Below are 20,341 nucleotides of genomic sequence, written 5' to 3'. Positions count from 1 at the left end.
GCAAGAATTCCCGCAACTGCTAGCGCTTTTCAGGCTGTTCCGACAACAGGTAATCGGATTCGCCGATTAACATCTTGCCGTTGGCTGCGTTGCCGGAGCTGCCGCTGAGGCGCACGCTTACCCCGTCTTCCACCCACCCTCCATGGCAGGTGCCTACCCATGTTCATCGTCGACACCGACGTCCACAATTACTGGTCCAGCGCCGAGGTGCTGCTCCCCTATCTCGAGCCCTACTGGCGCGATTTCCTGGTTCGCGGCGAGAAGCCTGGGCCGAGGGGAAGCTTTCCGCATGGCCACCGACCATGGCTGCATCCGGAGGGGTTTTCGCGGCACGACATCCGGCCGGAGACCGAGGAAGACAACTATTTGATCATGAAGGAGAAGCACCTCGATCTCTACGACATCGACGTGGCTATCCTCACCGCCGACGAGCCTTTGGAAGCTTCGACGCTAGCCAACTACCACTATGCCAACGCGCTGGTGAAGGCCTACAATGACTACATGATCGACTGGTGGCTGCCGAAGGACAGCCGCTTGAAGGGATCGATCATCATTTCGCCAACCGACCCGCACGGAGCCGCGGCCGAAATCCGGCGCCTCGGCGGCCACAAGGACATCGTGCAGGTCCTGGCCAGCCACGGCTCGCAGCGCCCCTATGGCGATCCCTTCTACCATCCGATCTATGAGGCCTGTGCTGAGGTCGGCCTGCCCTTCGCCATCCATTTCGGCGGCCAGGGCGGCGTCAACCACAATGCGGTCGCCAGCGGTCCGACTGCCTATTACTGGGAAACGCACGCCCTGCTCAGCCAGCCGGCCATGACCCATGTGGTCAGCATGATCTCCAACGGCGTGTTTGAGAAGTATCCCGACCTCTACTTCGTCGTCATCGAATGCGGCGTATCGTGGGTGCCTTCGCTGATGTGGCGGCTTGACGCCAACTTCAAGGCGCTGCGCAAAGAGACGCCGTGGCTGAAGATGCTGCCCTCGGAATATTGCCGCCGCAACATCCGCTTCAGCACCCAGCCGCTCGAGCAACCTCAGAACGTGAGGCATCTGTGGGAAACGCTGGAGCACATGGACGGCCAGAACACACTGCTTTTCGCCTCCGATTATCCGCATTGGGATTTCGACGCGCCGACCAATCTGCACATCCCGCCCGCATGGCGCGACAAGGTCATGGGCCTGAATGCGCTGGAGGTCTACAAGCGCATCGAGGCTCCGGCCGCTACCGCGAGGGTCGCCTGATGACAGCCGCAGCAACCGCCCCCGCGCTGACCTTCGCCTGCAAGACCGCCGACGTCGCTGTCGGCAAGCCGAGGATCGTCACCATCGGCCGCATCGGCGTCGGCATATTCCAGCTCGAGGATGGCTACGCCGCGCTGCTCAACATCTGCCCGCACCGCGCAGGTCAGCTCTGCGAGGGGCCGATCTCCGGTACCACCAGGCAAACAGACAAGACGGAATTCGTTTACGAACGCGCCGGAGAGCTCATTCGCTGCGCCTGGCATGGATGGGAGTTCGATATCCGGTCCGGCAAATGCCTTGTCGATGACAGGCTAAAGGCTCGCACCTTTCCCGTACATGTCGACGGCGACGACATTTATCTTGAAATGGCCCGCTGACAGAACCAGAATTTGGAGTTTCGCCAATGGAAACCGTGAAGTTTACCCAGATGAAGGATGGCGACCGTGAGGACTACGCCTTCCTGACCGAGCATGAAACCGAATATGCCGCCGGCACGGCCGACCGACTTTTGGCAGCGATGGTGGAACTCGACAAATCGCTGTCAGGTTACAAGGTGACCCGGCTTGGCCATTCGCTGCAGGCCGCCACGCGTGCCTGGAATGCCGGCGCAGACATCGACTGGGTGGTGTCGGCGCTGTTGCACGACATCGGCGACATCTACGCTCCCTACAATCACGACGAATATGCCGCTGCCATCATACGACCGTTCGTGCGCGAACAATGCGCCTGGGTGGTGGAGAAGCACGGCGATTTTCAGCTGGTCTATTACGGCGAGCATGTCGGTGCGAACCCGCGCAAGCGGGACGCGTTCAGGGACTCCGCCTATTTCGACGACTGTGTGGAATTCTGCGAAAGATGGGACCAGGCGAGCTTCGATCCGGACTACGTCACGCGGCCGCTGGAGTTCTTCGCGCCCATGGTGCAGGAGGTGTTCGCCCGGAAGAGCTATGATCCGGGAATAATTCGGACCGATCGGCGAGAGCCCCTGTCGAACGTCGCGCTGCAGATGTCGCGTGCAGCGCTGAGCCATGTTAGGCTGGGCGCGACTGTCGAAGTGGCGCGGTAAGGAAATCATCGAGAGCACCCGGGCGCAGCTGATTGAGGTAGCGCTGGAGGTTGGGGCTGACGGTCGTTTCGGCACTCGTGCAGAAGCTTGAGTACATCGCTGGCGCACGACATGCCGCGAAGCGGGGTCTCGATCCGGGGAAGACGAATGCTGCCGAAGCCGCTGGTGCCGGCAGCGCAGTTCTGGAGAAGGTAGCAAAGCGCTCGTAGGGAGGTGTTCTCACCGTAGATGGCAATCGCTTCGTAGCTGTCGGTTCCCTCAACGTTGTGTTCGGCGCCTAACGCCACGCCGGCATGGCTGGCCAATGATTTCAATGCGAGTCGCCGGGGCGCTTTGATCGTGGCGCAGGTAATCAAGCTCGGCCAGAAGCTCACCGACGATGCAGTGTCGATGTTTATCAAGCTGATGGGTCGGCTGTTCTCGCAAGCCAATAACCGCAAGAAGCAGCGACACATGGACTGCAGGCCAGATACCGCCAAGGCACTGCGCATGTTCCTCGACACGATCACTGCCCTGCAGTCTGCCAACGACTATGGTCGGAACGCATTGGAGGTTCTCGATCAGAAGGTCGGCTGGCACCGGTTGCTCCGCATGAAGCCTGAGCTCGAATCGATGGTCGAGGACAACGAGGCGTCGCCCTTGGCGTTGGCGGCCGAGCAACATGCGACCGTCAACAAGTATGCCGGGGCGTTCCTGCTGGCGTTCACGTTCCAATCGGCGCGGCGACACGATCCGCTTCTTGCGGCAATTTCGCTTCTGAAACGGCTCTATGCCGAGAAGCGACGGACACTTCCGGATCGCGTCCCTGTCACCCACCTCAGCCAAACTGATCGACGGCTCATCTTGGGACCGCAGAGACCCGATCGTCGCCTCTACGAGATTGCAACGCTTGCCGTGTTGCGAGACCGGCTGCGATCTGCCGACATCTGGGTCGACGGCAGCCGATCCTTCCGGCCGATCGACCAGCATCTGATGCCGCGGTCAACGTTCACCACAATGAAGGAGCAGGATAGGCTCGGACTTGGCGTTCAGGGTGATGTCAATCTACATTACGGCAGTGAGCCCGGATCGAAGTTCTACAGCCATCTGTCAGATCAGTACGGCTACTTCAGCATCTTGCCCATCAGCCCGACCGAAAGCGAGGCTGCCTTTGGCCCAGATCGCCAAGAAGACCAAGCGCTATCCGTCTGATTTGACGGACGAAGAGTGGGAGCAGTTCGCACCGCTGATGCCCAAGCCTGGGCGTCGCGGCCGTCCGCGCGAGGTTGATTTCCGGGAGGTGGTCAACGCCGTGCGCTACCTGGTCCGCTCGGGTTGCGGTTGGCGGATGCTGCCGATCCATTTCGGCCCCTGGCAGACGGTCTACGGCTGGTTCCGCGAGTTGGCGCGGCGCTTTCTGTTCCAGACCATCCACGACGTGGCACTGATGCTGGATCGCGAGCGCGCCGGGCGCGAGGCCACTCCCACGGCTGGCGTGATCGACAGCCAGTCGGTCAAGGCTCCGCAAGCTGAAACAAGGGGTTACGACGCCGGCAAGAAGATTGTCGGCCGCAAGCGACACATTGCCGTCGATACGGATGGGCGGCTGTTGATGGTCAACCTCACCACCGCCGATATCTCCGACAGCGCCGGCGCTCAGGCGATCCTGGATGGTGTCCGCAAGCGCTGGCCCTGGGTGAAGCATCTGTTCGCCGACGGCGCCTATGACCGGCTGAAGCTCATGGACAAAGCCACCTATCTCGACTTCGTGGTCGAGATCATCCGTCGATCCGACGACCAGAAGGGCTTCCAGATACTGCCCCGCCGCTGGGTCGTCGAGCGGACCTTCGGCTGGATGACAAGATGGCGCCGCCTCGTGCGCGACTACGAGCAGCGCATCGACGTCTCGCAAGCCATGATCCTTGTCGCAATGGGCGGCAATCTCATCCGCCGAAACGCTCATCCGTGAATTTCAAAACGGACTCTCAAAGGGTATCGACGGGTTGCAAGACGTGCCTCGGTTGCGGAACTTGACATTAAGTGGTTATGCCAAGAAACATCCGCTGAATTTTGTGAACGGCATATCGACGCTTAAGGAGCTGAAGTTGATCTTGGGAGGTCGTGTCGATCTTGACGACCTGTCGAACAAGTCTCTTGAGATTTTGCAAGTTATCCGCGTGCAGGGCCTGACAACGATGGGTGATCTGTCTCGGTTGCCCGCACTATCAGCGCTCCGCATTGAAGACCAGATCCAACTGAAGCAGGTGGACCTGAACGGAGCGAGCCTGAAGCGGCTTGCACTAACCAATTGCAAGAACTTGGTGGAGTTGCCCGGGCTGGAGACGCAGGATCAACTTCGGGAATTCTCAGCGTCTCGCGTAGCACTCGATCTTGACGGCCTACGTGATCGGGAGTGGCCTTCAGCTACCCGATCAGTCAGGCTTTTCTCCGGCAAAAACAAATGGAACGACGACGCCGCAGCTCGGCTGACTGCGCGAAATCTGACCGAGAGGGGCGACCTCTGGCTTTGATCTGCCCGGCTCGTGCCAGCCGACGCTGCACCCAATCAGTTTACAGCCTTTCTCCATCAACTGCGCTGGGCGGCGTCCCAAACGCCTGCCGCTAATGAGTTTACGGCCTAGTTCACGAGAGCGGACTGGCGGGTTTAGGGAGGTATGGTGCTGACACGGTCATTGCACGGACATGCGAGTGCTAGTCAAAGCTGGCTACCTTTGGGGTGGATTTTTCAGTCGCGAAGGCCGCACGGCTATCGCGACTGAAATGGGAGACTACGGAGCGCTGATCGATGTGCTTCGATGGGTCATTCCGCAGGCTTGGGTTGCGCTGCTCGATCAGCGAAGCGACCGGAAGGCCGCCCGGACTTCCCGGGTGAAGATTTCAGGCTGCTCCCATGCCGCGAAATGTCCGCCATTCTCGGCTTTGCTGAAGTAGACGAGGTTGTGATAGCAGCGCTCGGCCCAGCTGCGCGGCGCGCAATAGATCTCGCCAGGGAAGACGGTCACCGCCACCGGCATCTTGGCGATGTCCACGGCGTTGAAATTGTTGGAATGGTCCTCCCAATAGATCTGCGCGGCGGAGGCTCCGGACCCCGTGAGCCAATAAAGCGAGATGTCATCAAGCATCTCATCTTTCGTCAGGACCCGCTCCGGTTTGCCGCCACTGTAGGTCCATTGAGCGAACTTCTCATAAATCCATGCGGCGAGCCCGACAGGCGTATCAACAAGCGAATATCCGATGGTCTGTGGTCGCGTGACCATCATGCTGGCGTAGCCGGAGCTATCCTTGTAGAAGGCATCGAGCGCGTTGAAGGCCGCTTTCTCTTCCTCTGGCAGATTGATCGGCGCCGGTCCGCCAGCGGCGAGGATGGACGCAATCTCCTTGGGAACGGTTGCCGGCATATTGACGTGAATGCCAACAAGTCCGGGCACATTTTGAAGCGCCATGCGCTGAGAGACCACCGAACCGCAGTCTCCACCCTGCGATACATATCGGCTGTATCCCAGCCGCTGCATCAGCACGGCCCAGGCACGACCGATCTGGTTGGAGCCCCACCCCGTCTTCGACGGTTTCCCGGAGAAGCCGAAGCCGGGTATCGAGGGCACGACGATGTGGAAGGCGTCCTCGGCAACCCCGCCATGTGCGGTTGGATCGGCGAGCGGGCGGATAACCTTCATGAATTCCAGGATCGAGCCGGGCCAGCCATGTGTCATGATCATCGGCATGGCGTTCTCGTGGGGCGAACGGACGTGTATGAATTGGATGTCCAGGCCGTCGATCTCAGTGATGAACATTGGCAGGTCGTTCAGCCGCGTCTCGACCTTTCGCCAGTCGTAGTCGGTCATCCAGTAGCGAACGAGGTCCTGCAGCTCTGCCAGCTGCACACCCTGGGATTGATCCGCAACCGTCTCCCGATGGGGCCAGCGAGTTGCGGCCAAGCGCCGGCGAAGATCGACAATCGCTTCGTCCGGGATGTCGACACGGAATGGTCGGACCGCAGGGTCGGCAGCCGCCCCAGCCACCGCGGATGAGAGGCTGATCGGGCTCCCCATCGCCGAGGCGGCGAGCAGCACCACGGCTGAATTGGCAAGAAACGCACGTCGATTGGTCTCAGAGCTATATTCTGACATGATTCATTCTCTTGAACTTGCTTAATAATCGAAGGGAGAATCGATGCCCCCCTTCAGAAGAGGGGGGGCGAACGTTCGACATGATGAACGGCCGATCTTGGCGCCGTTCACATGCCCACGCGCTTGTTCAGACGTTCACATTCCCCAGAGGCCCTGGCCGTAGTAGTCCGCCGGGTTATAGGGCGAGGTCTTCGGCGCTTTCTCGATCGCGTTCTTCGCGGCTCTCTTGATAGAAGCCGTGTGCGACCCGTCCATCGAGCCGGCGTTAGCATCCCAGTAATTGGAGCCATAGTGATCACTTCCTGCAAAAGCGCTGCCGGTGGCTATCATGAATACAACTGCAGTAATGGCGAAGGTCTTCATTTCAGTTCTCCTGTTCCGGATAAATCCGTCAGACGAAGTGCTTGGGAGGATACGTCGTTCGGACCGCCGCAATCTGGCGTGCCAATCCAGCCATTTCCAGAGATGAAACCGATGTTTAACGGCATCTAATATCATCACATGTCGAATGTTGTTGAACTTCTCGAATATAATGTGCCGGCATCTGACTATTGAATGAGCGATCCCCGTCGGAATAACCCTGCAATTTCAAACATCATATGTCGGCGCCACTTGGCATATCTCGAAAAGATTCTTAGCATGCAAGAAATACGAGCCGCTAAGCGCCGAGACCGTCCGGCAGGCAGCTTGAGCGGGATAGGCGCCTCCGCGGCTGTTGCCGAGCCGATGTCCTGATGCCTCACCTGCTCATTGAGAATGGATGAGTATCGACCGCAAGAGAGGACCAACCATCCGCTCCTGGCCTGCGCCTGTGTCAAATCATGACGGCTAACGCAGCCTAACTGGCAGCGAGGGCCGGACCTGTCCCTCTTGGGGCATCAGGAACGGGGATAGCCGCTTGGCACGATCCATCATATGACTGGGCTGCAATGACGCTCGGAGATCAAAGGCGCGTCATGAAAAAATGCGAGCCGCTGCCTTCAGAAGCGCTGGCCGTCGAAAGGGTGCGGGCTGCTGAGAACACCTTTGACACGCACGATATCGACGCCGTGCTGGTGTGCCACACCATTGACTGTCAATGGCGAAGCCAGATTGATTTCATCTGGGGGCGCAAACAGAGTCGGACGTTTCTCAGCCGAAAATGGCGGCGCGAAATCGCGTCCCGGGGGATCAAAGACGAGCGCGTGCTTCGGTGGCCGCCTGGAATTCGACCGGTCGATCATCCTTCGCGGTCGGATCTGGGCCTCGAGGTGAATTTCCGATTGCTCATCGGTTCACGATCTCGCCTGGGACACGCTCCTCAATTCCTGCCCGCGCGTCTCAGGCAGAAAGATCGCTACCAAAGAGACAAGGCCATAGGAGCTGGCTACGTATATTCCTATCGCGTGGTTAATACCGATGGTCGCGGCACTGCCGCCGATCAGCAAAGGTGTCGCGCCGGCCATGCCCCGTCCAAAATTATAGCAGAAACCCAATCCGGATCCCCGGATTTCGGTCGGATAGAGTTCTGTCAAGACGGGGCCGATTGCGCTGAACATTCCCAACGCGAAAAAGCCGAGAGGGAAGCTTAAAAGCAGCAATTCGAAATTGGACGCCGGAAGTTCGGTGCAGGCAAGCACCGTAAGAATGCCGCCCATGGCGAAACTGACCAACGTGGCTTTTCGCCCTACGCGATCACCAAGCCAGGCGCTTGATATGTAACCGAAGAACGAAGCACTTGCGACCGCCGCCAGATTTGCACTGGTGGCTGTCGTCGAGAGCCCGCGCTCGGAACGAAGCATGACCGGCCACCAGGTCGCGATCGCCCAATAGCCGCCGTGCATCCCTGTAGCGAGAAGACTTCCCTTGATCGTTGCCGCTGCCATCGACCGAGAGAAGATCGAGTGCCAGGATGATGGCGGTCCTGCTTTCAAGAAAGTTTCCGACTCCGTTAGCCTGGTCCGGAAGACGTAGACCACGAATGCCGGGAGAAGCCCGACAGTGAATGTAATGCGCCATCCGAGATCTGGCGGGACCAAGGCGAGCACGATAGCCGATATCATTGCCGCCATCCCCCATCCCACTGCCCAGGCGCTCTGGACCATTCCGACCGCTCTGCCTCGAACCTCAGGCGCAACGACCTCCGCTACGAACACAACGCCGGCGGCCCACTCCCCTCCGAAGCCGAGACCTTGAAGCAAGCGAGCGACCAGCAGTTGACCGAAGTTATCGGCAAGACCGCAAAGGCATGTGGAGAGCGCGAGCCAAAGCATCGTAATTTTCAGCATGCGGATACGACCAACCCTGTCCGCAAGCAGTCCGGTAATCCAACCGCCTATCGCGGAAGAGACCAGGGTTGCCGACGCAAGGAGTCCGGCCTCGGTATGGCTCAGGCCCCAGACGGTGAGGAGCACGGGCAATATGAATGCGTAGAGTTGAACATCCATCGCATCCAGACCGAACCCCGCGAACGAAGTCCAAAATGCTCGGCGAGCGTTCCCGTCCAACATTTGGTACCATTGCGGCTTCATGTCGTGTCGGCTCCATCGCCCGATTTTCACCGCTCGCACCAGCATGCCTGCGATATGCCTTTCAAACCGAATTTTCTGTACACGCTACTGGCCCCATGCCTGACCTTGCTGGGTTCGAGCAGGATCTGCCGCCGCAGCGACGCCTCCCCGATCTGAACCAACGAGCGTGCTCAGAAGCAGATCTGACGCGCGCAAATCAGCGGTATCGAAACCTTCGGAAAATGCCTGGCGCAGGGGCATCAGCAGGGCGAGCGCCTCGGCCGGCCGATGGTCCATCCAAAGGCGCGCGAGGTCGATGGCACTTCTCAGTTCCCAGGAGCGGGCTCCCTGGCGCCGGCCCCAGGCAAGCGAGTCGAGAAGCAAGGCCTCGATTTCGCTTGTGCCTTCCCCGGCAGCCGACTGCAAGACTTGCGCCTTGACCCGGAGCAGTTCGGCCATGGCGAGCAGCTCGCCATTTCTGTTGCAACGGTCGATCGTGGCATCCACCAGCTCCAGCGCTTCCCCAAATCGGCGATGCAGCACAAGGCCTTGCGTCAGTGCGATCGAAAAGCTTGTCGTCAACAGCTCGTATCTGGCGGACCGCAAGCGGGCGATGCTTTCCTCTAACCAGCCCAAACCTTCATGCGCCGCCCGTTGCTGCTGAACAGCCAGTTCTCCCCTAAATCCACCGGACGCGGCGATGTAGGGGCCAAGTGCGTTTACTTCGGCAGAATCAGCGAACGTGTTGAGGCTTGCTTCTGCTTTCTCGTGGTCGCCGGTCCAGATATGGACCGAGAGGGTCCAGATGAGCGCGATGCAATGAGTGACAGGATGCTCCAGACTGGCGGCCTCTTGCACTGTCTGCTCGGCAATGCGCCGCGCCTGATCTGCATATCCTTGCAGCCACAGCGTGCGTGCGAGCGCAATGCCGGATCGGTTCCGATGATCGAATCCGTAGTAGATCGTGCGGCCGCGATCGGAAGGGATGCTCTTTTGCAGCGACAGCTCCAGTTCCCTCCGGGCGAGCCGTTGATCTCCTGCCAGTTGATGAGAAATGCCGGCGAGCGAAGCAGCAACCGCGATTGCTTCCGATTCGCCGATCTCATCGGCAACCTTGACCGCCATCTCGGCCCACTCGAGGGCGGTCTTGAAATCACCGATCCGCTCATGAAAAATATGGAGGCGGCCGAGCAGCCTCAGTTGGTTCCAGCGATCGGCCAGTTCGACCGCAATGTCGAGGGCGCGACGCAACGCGGTTTCAGCCGCTTCACTGTTCCCCCGCGCGAACATCAGTGAGAAACCGAGGGCGGCCTGCAACTCAAGCTCGACAGAGGTGCCGCGATACCGATCCTGATCCGCAAGCTGCCCAATCGCCCGCGCGCACCAGATCCTGCACTCAACGAGTAGCGAAAGGGTCAGCAATACTGGCGCGCTGGCGGCGGCCAGGGCCACTCCGATGGAAAGATCGCCACCGGTCCCAAAACTCCAATCCAGGGCGCTGCGGACGTTGGCCAGTTGATGAGAGAACAGCGCCGCGCCATCGTGAAAGTCTCTTTCCGAGCGGCCCGTCACTTCGAGTTCATTCAGAAAGAACTTCGCATGCCGCCGCGCGACGGTGCTGAACTCCTCCCCGCCCCTGGCGAGAAGTTTCTCCCTGGCATAAGCCCGCGTCATCTCCAGCAATCGATAAGAGCCTGCGCCTCCCGAACGGTTCGGTGAAATCAACGATTTCGCGGTGAGTTCATCCAATGCCGCGACGGCCGCTTCGGCGTTCACGGTCCCGTCGGCAACGACATCCAGCGCAGCGTCGATCTGGAAAGGCCCCAGAAAGACCGATAGCCGTTCGAGCGTGCGGCGCTCCGCTTCGGGCAGAAGATCGTAGCTCCAGTCAAGTGTGGCCTGGAGTGTCTGCTGGCGCGGCAGCGCCGTGCGGCGCCCTGTCCAGCCAAGGCTGAACCGTTCTCCCAAAAACCTTACCGTGGCATCCAGTCCATGCGCAGCCACCCTTACCGCCGTCAGCTCGATTGGCAGCGCCATTCCATCCAGACGGCGGCACATGTCTGCAATCACGCGGGCGGTGTCGGCATCTATCCTAAGCGCGCTGTTGCCAGCAGCTGCGCGTTCGACAAACAACTCGACTGCCGGATACGCAAGAAGCTGGCCAAGGGAGAGGCCCGCTGTCTCGGGCGGATAATCCAGTGCACCCAGCCAGTGCACGTGCTCCCCTCGGACGCGGAGCGGCTCCCGGCTGGTCGCCAGGATATTAACGTTTGGAGCAGCTTCACCGATGCGTTCGACAATGGCCGATACCGCGTTGATCAGATGCTCGCAATTATCAAGGATGAGCAGCAGTTTTTGCGCGCGGATATGACCCAGGATCACCGTCATTGCGTCTTCAGCGGGCACAAGAATCCCGAGCGCACCGGCCAGCGCCGAAGACACCAGTGTTGGATCTTCAATGGTCCCCAGGTCGACGAAGCTCACCTTGTTCGCAAAGCGGGGTGACAGGGCATGTCCTATTTCGACCGCAAGCGTCGTCTTTCCAACCCCTGCAGCCCCAACGATTGTGAACAGCTTTGCGTCTGCTATGCGATCCGTCAGCAACTGGACGTCGCGTTCGCGTCCAATCACGCGCCGCAGCCGCGCGGGAAGCTTTCCAATGGGGGCAGGGTCAAATTCCGGACGGTGCTCCGCTGATCGGTCGAGCGGCGCCAATGATGCTGATCCATTGCTTCCAATCGGTAGCGGCTGAACCGGCGCGACGAAAGCGTAGCCCACTCCGACCTGGGTAGCGATGTAGCGTGCGCCGCCTTCGCCATCGCCAAGGGTCTTGCGCAGACCGGCCATATGGAAGCGCAGGCTCCCATCCTCGACGACGACGTCTGGCCATACGCGTTTCAGCAATTCCCGTTTGGACACGACCCGGCCAGGCTGTTCCGCAAGCGCGATGAGGATGTCGAGCGAACGCCCACCGATTTCGACCGGAATTCCTTCCCTGGTCAGCAACCGTTCGCTGGGCGTGAGGCAAAATGAGCCGAACGCTATCCGGCCGCCCCGTGTGGCGGAGGATAAGTCATCCATGGCAGGCTTCCACCATCCGGTGTCCGGCTGGGCTCGATCGATTGAACGCCGGCTGCCCAGCCGTGTATTTCTGGGCCCTGTCGTCGATGCATCCGAGGGAGGCGAGGCTCGACGTCCTCACATGGCCGATGTAGGTTTGCCCGGAGCTTTCCAAAGCGAAGTCGAGTGCGCGTTCCGTCACCGGCATTTTGTTGTCGACCCCCTGACTTCCCTTGGCCTCGGCCAGAAGTTCCTGAATGACCTGCTCGGAGCGTTGGTACTCGCCTTCTCCGAAATGATGATGTCTGATTCGCCCCTCGGCATCGACGAAATAGGCGGCGGGCCAATAGCTGTTCCCAAAGGCGCGCCAGATCCCGTAATCGTTGTCGATCGCAATCGGATAGCTGATGCCGAAGTCGCGTGTCGCGCGTTCGACATTCTCGATTTTCTTCTCGAAGGCGAATTCGGGCGCGTGAACGCCGATCACCACCAGGCCTTGATCCTTGTATTTCTCCGCCCACGCACGCACGTAGGGCAGCGATCGAATGCAGTTGATGCAGGAATAGGTCCAGAAATTGATGAGGACGACCTTGCCGCGCAGTTGACCGGCATTGATGGGGTTGGAATTCAGCCACTCGACGGCGCCGTCGAGTGACGGGAGCCGGCCCTCGACTGACAGGCTGCTGCGATAGCTCGGACGAGCATCGACTTCGGGAAGCGTTGTGCTGCCGTCAGCCGTCGATGCCTTTGAGGAATCCTTGGGAAGCCGGTCCAGCAAGGATTGCTCGATGCCAGCCGTGCCTGCGTAGGAAAACTTCGCCAACAGACCAGTGTCGAGGCCGAGCGCGATGGCCGCAACACCCGCCAGAACGGCAATCCCCACACCTTGCCGGATGCCGTCGCCGAGACCGAGCGAACGTCTCATTGCCGCGAGCATTCGACCGCCGGCCAGCAATGCCAGGGCAAGCGACGTGGCCGCGCCGGCAGCATAGAATCCCAAGAGCAGTGTCGTCTGCGCATTGGCGCCTTGAAGGGCAGTTCCTGTGAGCACAATCCCAAGGATCGGGCCCGCACAGGGGGCCCAAAGAAAGCCTGTTCCGACACCGAGCAGCAATGATCCTCCGACGCTCGGGCCCCTTCCGTCGGCAGTTCTCGAAACGCGGCTCCCAAAGGCGACGAGTGGTCGGGATAGAACCGCTGCCAGGCGCGGTGAAACCAGTGCTGCGCCGAACACGGCCAGAAGCGCTATTGCCGCAAAGCGCCCGATCTCACTGGCATGCTCTGCCCAGCTTCCGGCAACGGCCGCGAGCGTTGCTGAAGCGGCGAAGGTGGCTGCCATGCCGATCAGCATCGGCAGAATGCCACAGGCGAAGGGCTGGTTCGCCCTTGAGAAGACGAAGGGCAGTATCGGAAGGATGCAGGGGCTAACGATCGTCAACACGCCCGCCAGATAGGAAATTAGGAGAAGTGTCATGGCTGATCCTCGAGGCAGGCGGCAAACAGTGTCGATGTGTCGACTGCTCCCGAACGTTTCCCTGTCTTCCGATGAAGCGGGTTTCGTTGCGGCATGCAGGAACCGGCTTGGATCACCGATGATAGCCACAAATCGAGCGATCAGCCCGTTATGCCTTATGATGGATTGTTAGCGATCATCGGTTTGCGAGGTCAGAGCAGGTCGTCAGATGTCCCGGCTGCCAATTGGCCGATACGCCGCGGTCTTTGGCAAAGTGCCTTGCCGCCGCCTTGCGAGGGATAACGCCGCCTCACACTGTCGAACTCGATCCTACCGTCACAAACAGCGACAGTGGCACGGAGACCAACCGCACTTGCAGGTTCGATTGTTCGCACGCCGACGATCCAAAGCGCAAACATCCCGGAGGTAACATGAAACCTATATCCGACACGGCCATCAATGGCCGAGGAAAGGAAGAACCTGTCAGACTTTTGGCTCTGGGACTTTTTGGGCGGGAGACCCCACTGAACGTTGGCGCTGTCATCGGGCTCGCGGCAAGCGCCATCCATTTGCTTCAGGACAACCTAGCCAAACCTTGTGAAAGCACTGATGAGAATGGACGACGGTCAACGCGCCTTGCGGGCGATGCAGCCACCCTCGATGGCTTTGCAGAGCCTAATATCTCCTCCGCGAGGGTGATCAACGTTGCTGCGATTCTGACGAGGGCCGAACGCATTTCACTTTGGGGGCACGACATTGCGTTCGAACTGGAGATCGAGAAAGGGCTGTCTGCAGCGATCTACGAGAGAGATGAATTTAGATCGGCGTTTCTGGGCCTCGTTGCCGACGTTCAGGTTGCGTTGGCTCAAGGCGGACAGTTCATGATGAGCGTGGAAAGAGCTGACGGCTCTCGTCGGGAGCATCATCAGGAAATCACCAGGGATTCCTGCCGTGAGGAAAATTGCGACCTGCTCGACGACCTTGATGCGGGGCGGGCGTTCGCCGAATTGCTCTCACTGACGGAAGTCACGCGCGATGGCAGGCCTGAGATCGCCGTTGCACTGGATTTCGCGCTTTACCGCCATCGACTGATTGAGAGCGAAGCACCAGGCGCTCGACAGTGTGTCGTGATGCGGCTGCGACGCCTCTGGCTGATGCATGGGAGCACGACGACACGAAGCTGCTATCAGCAATTGAACGCGGTACCGCCCCGTGAATCTATTTTCCGGTCTTGGCGGCTCTGATTGTGCGGCTCAAAGTTCCTCGCACATCGCGCCCGCCCAGTCACCCTTCCAAGCTCAGATACTGACGCTTCCTGAAAGCGTCTGTCCATCCTCCCGAATGCTGCGACAGGACATCGAAGACTCGTTTCGATGCCTCACGAGGACCACTCGAAATGAATAACTTTCCGGATGCACAATGCGATGAGACTCCTGTCACCATTCCGGCAGTGTACGGACTGAGCTCCACTTTCGTCTTGGCGGTGGGAACGTTCGCAGTTGGCACTGATGCATTCATCGTGTCAGCCTTCCTTCCCGCAATGGCCGATGGCCTCTCCGTCACCCCGGCTGTGGCGAGCGAGTCGGTCACGGCATTCGCGCTTGCCTATGCACTGCTTGCACCGGTCGTCACGAGCCTCACCGCGACCATGCGGCGCAGAAAGCTCTTGGTCCTAGCCTTGATTTTCCTCAGCCTTGCGAACATCGCATCGGCCGTGTCTCCGACGCTTGGAATTCTTATCGCCTCCCGAATCGTGGCGGCGGCGTCAGCTGCTGCCTATACGCCGAGCGCCGGCGCCGTTGCAGCGGCGATCGTGCCTCCGCACCTTCGCGCCCGCGCGCTTGCCATCATTGTCGGCGGGCTCGCATCGGCTACCGCGCTCGGCGTTCCGCTCGGGCGCATTGCAAGCACGGCGATGAATTGGCGTGCATCGCTCGCATTGGTCGGTGTCTTGTCTTTTATCGCCGCGCTTGGCGTCCTTGCCGTCATGCCGAAGCTTCCCGGCAACGCGCCGGTGACGTGGCGCCGGCGCCTTGCCGTGCTCGCTCGTCCCGGCGTAATGTTGGTTCTACCGCTGACGGTGATCGGCATGGCGGCATGTTACCTGCCCTATGCCTTTACCGTCCAAATACTCGACTCGTTGCTGATCTCACCCGCTTCGATCATGCTGATGCTTCTGTGCTACGGTTTTGGCGCGGTGGTTGGCAGTTATGCCTCCGGTTGGGCAGCAGACCGTTTCGGCCCGATCGCGGTGCTCATCACGGTCTATTCTGTTATGGCGGGCACGCTCGGCGGGCTGGCGTGCTTCAGCGACTTCCCCTCCGCAGGCATTTACACTGGCGTGGCGGTACTCATGGCATGCTGGGGCGCAAGCAGCTGGTCGCAGACACCGGCGCAACAGCACCGGTTGATTGAGAGCGCCCCGCAAGATTCAGCGCTCGTCGTCGCATTCAATTCTTCGGGGATCTATCTCGGCATTTCGATCGGCACCGCCATCGGTGGTTATGCCGTCGGCACCGGCGCGTCGACCGCATTGTGGTACGGATGCGCCCTCGCACTCGCCGCACTCTTCTACGTCCTTGTCACAACGGTGCTCGGTATCGCCAACAGCCACTCCGTGGAACCTAGGCGCAAAGCGATGCGGTCTCGCTAAGGCAGGAGCGGCAATCGCTCGCCACGGCGCCAACGCCGCAGCGCGTCTCCAGAATATGAGCGGCAGCTTTCCAATGGTCGTTCGGCTTCGAGTGTCAGCATGGGCATTCGCCGCATCCGCCAGGGAATATTCGCCGCCGATCGTGATCTTGAGTTTGCCCTCGATGATCCAGGGACCGGAGCCATCATAGACCACGTGCACCCCTTCGCTGTCCGACAGGCGAACCACTTCGTCGGCAAACTGTCCCCGGGTATCAACAATGAACATGATCGGCGCCCGCCTTCTTGGCGATCGCCGGGTTGTCTGCCGAGGAGGCTCGGCCGATGACATGGCCGCCGCCCCTCAGCTTGGTGACCTGGCTTAGCAGCAGACCGACTCCGCCAGCAGCAGCATGGACAAGCGCGATTTCGCCGGGAGGCACGGGATAGAAATCCGTTGCGAAGTGGCTGGCTGTGAGCCCCTGTATTGCTCACAGCCGCCATGCGATCGTCGATCGTATGCGGTATCCGCACCAGCACATTGGCCCGTATCGCCGCCCTCTCGGCATAGCTCCCCGGCGATAAATCCAGGCGACACGACGGCCCGGCCAAAAATCGGCGCCCCTGCCCGCGACGCCATCACGCGGCCAGCGCCTCTACGCCAAAATCTTCAGATCCAGCACGTCCGTCCAGGCAAGCCCTCGCCGCACGTCCGTGTCCATGAAGTTTACGCCGCGACGTCAACCAGGGCTTCTCCCGGACCTGGCGTTGGCTCGAGCGCATCCACAAACTCGACGTCCGGTCCGCTCCATCGGCTCATGACGATGGCTTTCACCGCGATTCCTCCGTAGCCGCCTTTTCGATTAGCCGCGCGACAGGTCCAGGATTCGACACCATCGCCACATGCGAAGCGCCCTTGATCACGACCGTATCGCGCGAGTGAGCCCGTGCGGCCATGAAGGCTGACGCTTGCGGCGGGATGTTCTTGTCCTTATCGCCATAGATGAACCAGCTCGGAATCTTCTTCCACGCCGCTGCGGTCTGGGCCTCGTTCAGCGCCGCTTCAGTGATGGGCCGCTGCGAAGCGGCCATCAGCTTTGCCTCGCGGCCGGAAACGTCGGCCGCGAACTGATCGTGGAACTTGTCTTGCTGGATGTAGAGATCCTTCCCGCCGCCCGAAAGCGGAACGGGCGGAGCAAGTGTGGGCGCAAGGGTGCTGCCGGGGAACTTTCCCGCAAGCCCGGCGGCAGTCTCGCCGACCTCCGGTGCAAACGCCGCAACATAGACCAGCGCCTTGACATTGTTGCGGGGGTCGGCGGTTTCGCTGATGACCGAGCCGCCATAGGAATGGCCGACGAGGATGACAGGCGATGCAATGCTGGAGACGATATCGGTAACGTATTGTGCGTCATTGGCGACACCCCGCAAGGGGTTGGCAGCAGCCACAACAGAATAGCCGTCCTTCTCAAGGATTTCGACGACGCCGTTCCAGCTCGAGGCGTCGGCAAACGCGCCGTGAACCAGAACGATAGTGGGCATAACGTTGGCGGGTTTCTGTGGCTGCGCAAAAGCGCTGCCTAGAATGGCCATTGCGATTGCCGATCCTGCCAGCAGTCTTTTCATCTCAAATGTCCTTTCGATGGTTTTGCCTTGTTTCGGTCTCAATGCGATTGACGCAAAGCTAAGATGAAGACATTTCGGAAGGGTCATTGCCCGGTCCTGCGGCTGGCCGATCCTCCGGCGGAAAGTCCGTTGAGATGCTCAGCCCGCGCCACCGCTCGAGTTCTTCCAGCTTCCCGAGATCGGCCCGCTCGATGATCTTCACAGCGTCGCTGCCGATCGGCAGGCGCAACGGTGGTCGATCCATCGTGGCGATCTCGAGAATCACCTGTGCCGCCCGGGTCGGGTCGCCGGGCTGACGGTTGTTGTATGCCCGCTGCAGCCTGGCGGTTGCACCGACGACCGCATCATATTCCGCCCGGCCCTCCCTCAGCGAGGTTGAGGAGCCTGCGAAATCGGTCCGGAACCCCCCCGGCTCGATCACAGTCACCTTGACGCCGATCAGAGCCATTTCCAGAGAGAGTGCTTCGGAAAAACCCTCCACGCCCCATTTGGCGGCCGAATAGGGTGCGCGACCTGGAGCGCCGACGCGTCCACCGACCGACGAGAACTGAATTATGTGGCCAGCGCGCTGTTCACGCATGACGGGGATCACCGCCTTGGTCATGATGATCGTCCCGAACAGGTTCGTTTCGATCTCCCGGCGAAAATCATCCAAGTCCGCATCCTCGACCGAGTTGACGTTGCCGTAGCCGGCATTGTTGACCACCACGTCGAGGCCGCCGAAACTATCCACGGCGACACGGACTGCCGCCTGTGCCGCAACCGGGTCCGTCACGTCAAGCGCGGCTATCCGGACGGCATCACCGTAGCGCTCCGCCAGGTCAGCCAGTTGCGCGGGCTCACGCGCGGTCGCGACCAGGCGATGACCGGCGTCGAGGACCACTTCCGATAAGGCACGGCCAATGCCGCGCGAACTTCCTGTGATAAGCCATCTTTGCGGCACGGCTTCCTCCTTCGATAGCTTGCCTGCGGCGCAGGCGTTCAGACAGCAGTTCCAATGAACCGTCAGGGTGCGTAGCGCGTGAAGACGTAGTCATGCCCCCGGACGCCCGCCTCATGACAGGCAAAGCAGGTCTGATGCTGGGCCTCATCGGCCGGTTTGCCGTCGACAAATCTCCCGAATCCCCATCCGCCGGTGGCGGCGTATTTCTTCGAGTCCTTGACCATGACCTGAACCGTCGTCGCCGCGCCGGGAACGGAGGCGGATTCGAATTCGGGCGATTGAACGTGTTTCCAAGCGAGCTTTACGAGGACAGTCCCATCAGGGAACGGCAGCGTTCCCTGGCGGTATGCCTTGATCGCCGCGGCGTTGCCAAGGACCGCTCTAAGCTCGTTCAGGGGTGCTGCTTCCTCTGCCGGCGCGATCAGTTCCCATTGCCGATATCCCTCAGGGATCGTGACACCATAAATCGGCGACGCGGCCCGCAGTTTCGCATTGCCATCTGCTCCGGCCATCGCTGTGAACACCGATAACGCAATGATCGCGCCCACACACGGCAGAAGGTGGAGAGGTTTCATCGGAAGGCTCCGTTTGATAGCCCGTCAGAGCTTGTCGACGTCAATGACCGCCTGGGCAAAGGCCTGCGGGGCCTCTTGCGGCAGATTGTGGCCGATGCCGCCCGAGATCAGTCTGTGTTCGTATTTGCCGGAGAACTTCTTGGCGTAATTTGCCGGATCGGGATGCGGCGCACCGTTTGCGTCACCTTCCATCGTAATCGTCGGCATGCCTATCACTGGAAACCCCGCCAGCTTCTTTTCCAGAGCATCATATTTTTGCTCGCCCGGCGCCAAACCGAGCCGCCAGCGATAGTTGTGAATCGAGATGGCGACGTGATCGGGATTGTCGAATGCCGCAGCGGAGCGTTCGAAGGTGGCGTCGTCGAAGGCCCATTTCGGCGAGGCAAGTTCCCAGATAAGGCGGGCGAAGTCCCGGGTGTATTTCTCGTAACCCGCTCGCCCCCGTTCAGTGGCGAAGTAATATTGATACCACCATTGCAATTCGGCCTTCGGCGGCAGCGGTGCCTGGTTCAACGCCTGACTGCCGATGAGATAACCGCTAACTGACACCATGGCCTTGCAGCGCTCAGGCCAGAGCGCGGCGATAATGTTGGCCGTCCGCCCGCCCCAGTCGTAGCCGGCGATCACCGCTTTGTGGATGTTCAGCGCCTTCATGAAGGCAACGACATCGGAAGCAATCGCCGCCTGCTGGCCATTCCTTGGCGTTGCGGCCGACAGGAACCGCGTCGCGCCGTAGCCGCGCAGATATGGCACGATCACCCGGTACCCTGCATCTGCAAGCAGCGGCGCGACATCGACATAGCTGTAAATGTCGTAGGGCCATCCGTGCAGAAGGATGACCGGGGGACCATCCGCAGGACCGTCCTCTGCATATCCGACGCTCAGCAGATCCGCGTCGATCTGCTTCATTGAGGAGAAAGAGGTTCTGGACTTTGCCGTGCGGGGCGTTTCCGTCCCGCCGCCTTGCGCTCCTGCAATACCGATCGCGCCAAGCTGCGCTGCGGCGACCGTCACGGCAGCGACGCCGAAAAAGCGGCGACGATGATGGTCGATTTTTTCCAGGGTTTTGATCGTGTTCATTGGTGTAGCCTTGTTGTGATGGCATTTTGCCGAGAGTGGCTCCGCCTGA

General features: G+C 60.3%; 15 protein-coding genes and 4 pseudogenes. 9 read left to right on the top strand and 10 right to left on the bottom strand.

Annotated elements, in window-relative coordinates; genetic code table 11:
* Positions 1 to 159: 159 nt before the first annotated feature.
* The 6 genes and pseudogenes from JT360_RS25065 to JT360_RS25040 all read left to right on the top strand — a co-directional run bounded on the left by JT360_RS25065 (position 160) and on the right by JT360_RS25040 (position 4,821).
* Positions 160 to 1,245: an amidohydrolase family protein gene (locus JT360_RS25065; RefSeq protein WP_214474933.1), complete on the top strand. Its 1,086-nt coding sequence runs from the start codon at positions 160 to 162 to the stop codon at positions 1,243 to 1,245.
* Entirely contained in the window at positions 1,245 to 1,622 is a 378-nt protein-coding gene (locus tag JT360_RS25060) for a Rieske (2Fe-2S) protein (RefSeq protein WP_214474931.1), read from the top strand. Before JT360_RS25065 ends, JT360_RS25060 begins: the two co-directional genes overlap by 1 nt.
* A 26-nt stretch (positions 1,623 to 1,648) precedes the next feature.
* Positions 1,649 to 2,311: an HD domain-containing protein gene (locus JT360_RS25055; protein ID WP_214474929.1), complete on the top strand. Its 663-nt coding sequence runs from the start codon at positions 1,649 to 1,651 to the stop codon at positions 2,309 to 2,311.
* Between the two features lie 279 nt (positions 2,312 to 2,590).
* Positions 2,591 to 3,349, top strand: a pseudogene (locus JT360_RS25050) (Tn3 family transposase); the annotation flags it as partial.
* Between the two features lie 106 nt (positions 3,350 to 3,455).
* The gene (locus JT360_RS25045; protein ID WP_214474985.1) at positions 3,456 to 4,259 is read left to right on the top strand and encodes an IS5 family transposase; all 804 of its coding nucleotides are present in this window, start codon (positions 3,456 to 3,458) and stop codon (positions 4,257 to 4,259) included.
* Entirely contained in the window at positions 4,213 to 4,821 is a 609-nt protein-coding gene (locus tag JT360_RS25040; protein ID WP_214474927.1) for a reverse transcriptase domain-containing protein, read from the top strand. The genes JT360_RS25045 and JT360_RS25040 overlap by 47 nt, the downstream gene beginning before the upstream one ends.
* Before the next feature lie 321 nt (positions 4,822 to 5,142).
* Here JT360_RS25040 and JT360_RS25035 read toward each other — a convergent pair whose 3' ends face one another.
* Complete coding sequence (locus JT360_RS25035) at positions 5,143 to 6,438, bottom strand: epoxide hydrolase family protein (protein ID WP_214474925.1); 1,296 nt, start codon at positions 6,436 to 6,438, stop codon at positions 5,143 to 5,145.
* A gap of 135 nt (positions 6,439 to 6,573) precedes the next feature.
* Positions 6,574 to 6,801, bottom strand: coding sequence for a DUF680 domain-containing protein (locus JT360_RS25030; protein ID WP_214474923.1), 228 nt, complete (start codon positions 6,799 to 6,801; stop codon positions 6,574 to 6,576).
* Positions 6,802 to 7,367: 566 nt separating this feature from the next.
* Here JT360_RS25030 and JT360_RS34120 point away from each other — a divergent pair.
* Positions 7,368 to 7,601, top strand: a pseudogene (locus JT360_RS34120) (DUF1348 family protein); the annotation flags it as partial.
* A gap of 111 nt (positions 7,602 to 7,712) precedes the next feature.
* Here the strand turns inward: JT360_RS34120 and JT360_RS25025 are convergent.
* The 3 genes and pseudogenes from JT360_RS25025 to JT360_RS25015 form a co-directional block, all read right to left on the bottom strand.
* Complete coding sequence (locus JT360_RS25025; RefSeq protein ID WP_214474921.1) at positions 7,713 to 8,948, bottom strand: MFS transporter; 1,236 nt, start codon at positions 8,946 to 8,948, stop codon at positions 7,713 to 7,715.
* Between the two features lie 84 nt (positions 8,949 to 9,032).
* Positions 9,033 to 12,008, bottom strand: coding sequence for an ATP-binding protein (locus JT360_RS25020; protein WP_214474918.1), 2,976 nt, complete (start codon positions 12,006 to 12,008; stop codon positions 9,033 to 9,035).
* Between the two features lie 4 nt (positions 12,009 to 12,012).
* A pseudogene (locus tag JT360_RS25015) lies at positions 12,013 to 13,461 on the bottom strand (cytochrome c biogenesis protein DipZ); the annotation flags it as partial.
* A 410-nt stretch (positions 13,462 to 13,871) separates the two neighbouring features.
* On the opposite strand from JT360_RS25015, the gene JT360_RS25010 reads away from it, so the two are divergent.
* Together JT360_RS25010 and JT360_RS33685 are read left to right on the top strand one after the other, a co-directional pair.
* Positions 13,872 to 14,684, top strand: coding sequence for a hypothetical protein (locus JT360_RS25010; protein WP_214474917.1), 813 nt, complete (start codon positions 13,872 to 13,874; stop codon positions 14,682 to 14,684).
* A 152-nt stretch (positions 14,685 to 14,836) separates the two neighbouring features.
* Positions 14,837 to 16,093, top strand: coding sequence for an MFS transporter (locus JT360_RS33685; protein WP_250889060.1), 1,257 nt, complete (start codon positions 14,837 to 14,839; stop codon positions 16,091 to 16,093).
* A 54-nt stretch (positions 16,094 to 16,147) separates the two neighbouring features.
* On the opposite strand, the pseudogene JT360_RS25005 reads toward JT360_RS33685, so the two are convergent.
* The 5 genes and pseudogenes from JT360_RS25005 to JT360_RS24985 all read right to left on the bottom strand — a co-directional run.
* Positions 16,148 to 16,906: pseudogene (locus tag JT360_RS25005) on the bottom strand (zinc-binding dehydrogenase); the annotation flags it as partial.
* A complete protein-coding gene (locus JT360_RS25000) occupies positions 16,903 to 17,694 on the bottom strand; it encodes an alpha/beta fold hydrolase (RefSeq protein ID WP_214474916.1) in 792 nt (263 codons plus the stop codon). The gene JT360_RS25000 and the pseudogene JT360_RS25005, both read right to left, overlap by 4 nt.
* 58 nt (positions 17,695 to 17,752) lie before the next feature.
* Positions 17,753 to 18,637, bottom strand: coding sequence for an SDR family NAD(P)-dependent oxidoreductase (locus JT360_RS24995; RefSeq protein ID WP_214474915.1), 885 nt, complete (start codon positions 18,635 to 18,637; stop codon positions 17,753 to 17,755).
* Between the two features lie 62 nt (positions 18,638 to 18,699).
* The gene (locus JT360_RS24990; protein WP_250889064.1) at positions 18,700 to 19,149 is read right to left on the bottom strand and encodes a cytochrome P460 family protein; all 450 of its coding nucleotides are present in this window, start codon (positions 19,147 to 19,149) and stop codon (positions 18,700 to 18,702) included.
* 87 nt (positions 19,150 to 19,236) lie between these two features.
* The gene (locus JT360_RS24985; protein WP_214474981.1) at positions 19,237 to 20,292 is read right to left on the bottom strand and encodes an alpha/beta fold hydrolase; all 1,056 of its coding nucleotides are present in this window, start codon (positions 20,290 to 20,292) and stop codon (positions 19,237 to 19,239) included.
* Between the last annotated feature and the right edge of the window lie 49 nt (positions 20,293 to 20,341).

The organism is Mesorhizobium sp. dw_380 (assembly GCF_018588885.1).
Lineage (GTDB): Bacteria > Pseudomonadota > Alphaproteobacteria > Rhizobiales > Rhizobiaceae > Mesorhizobium.
This window is presented reverse-complemented; position numbering and strand designations above follow the sequence as displayed.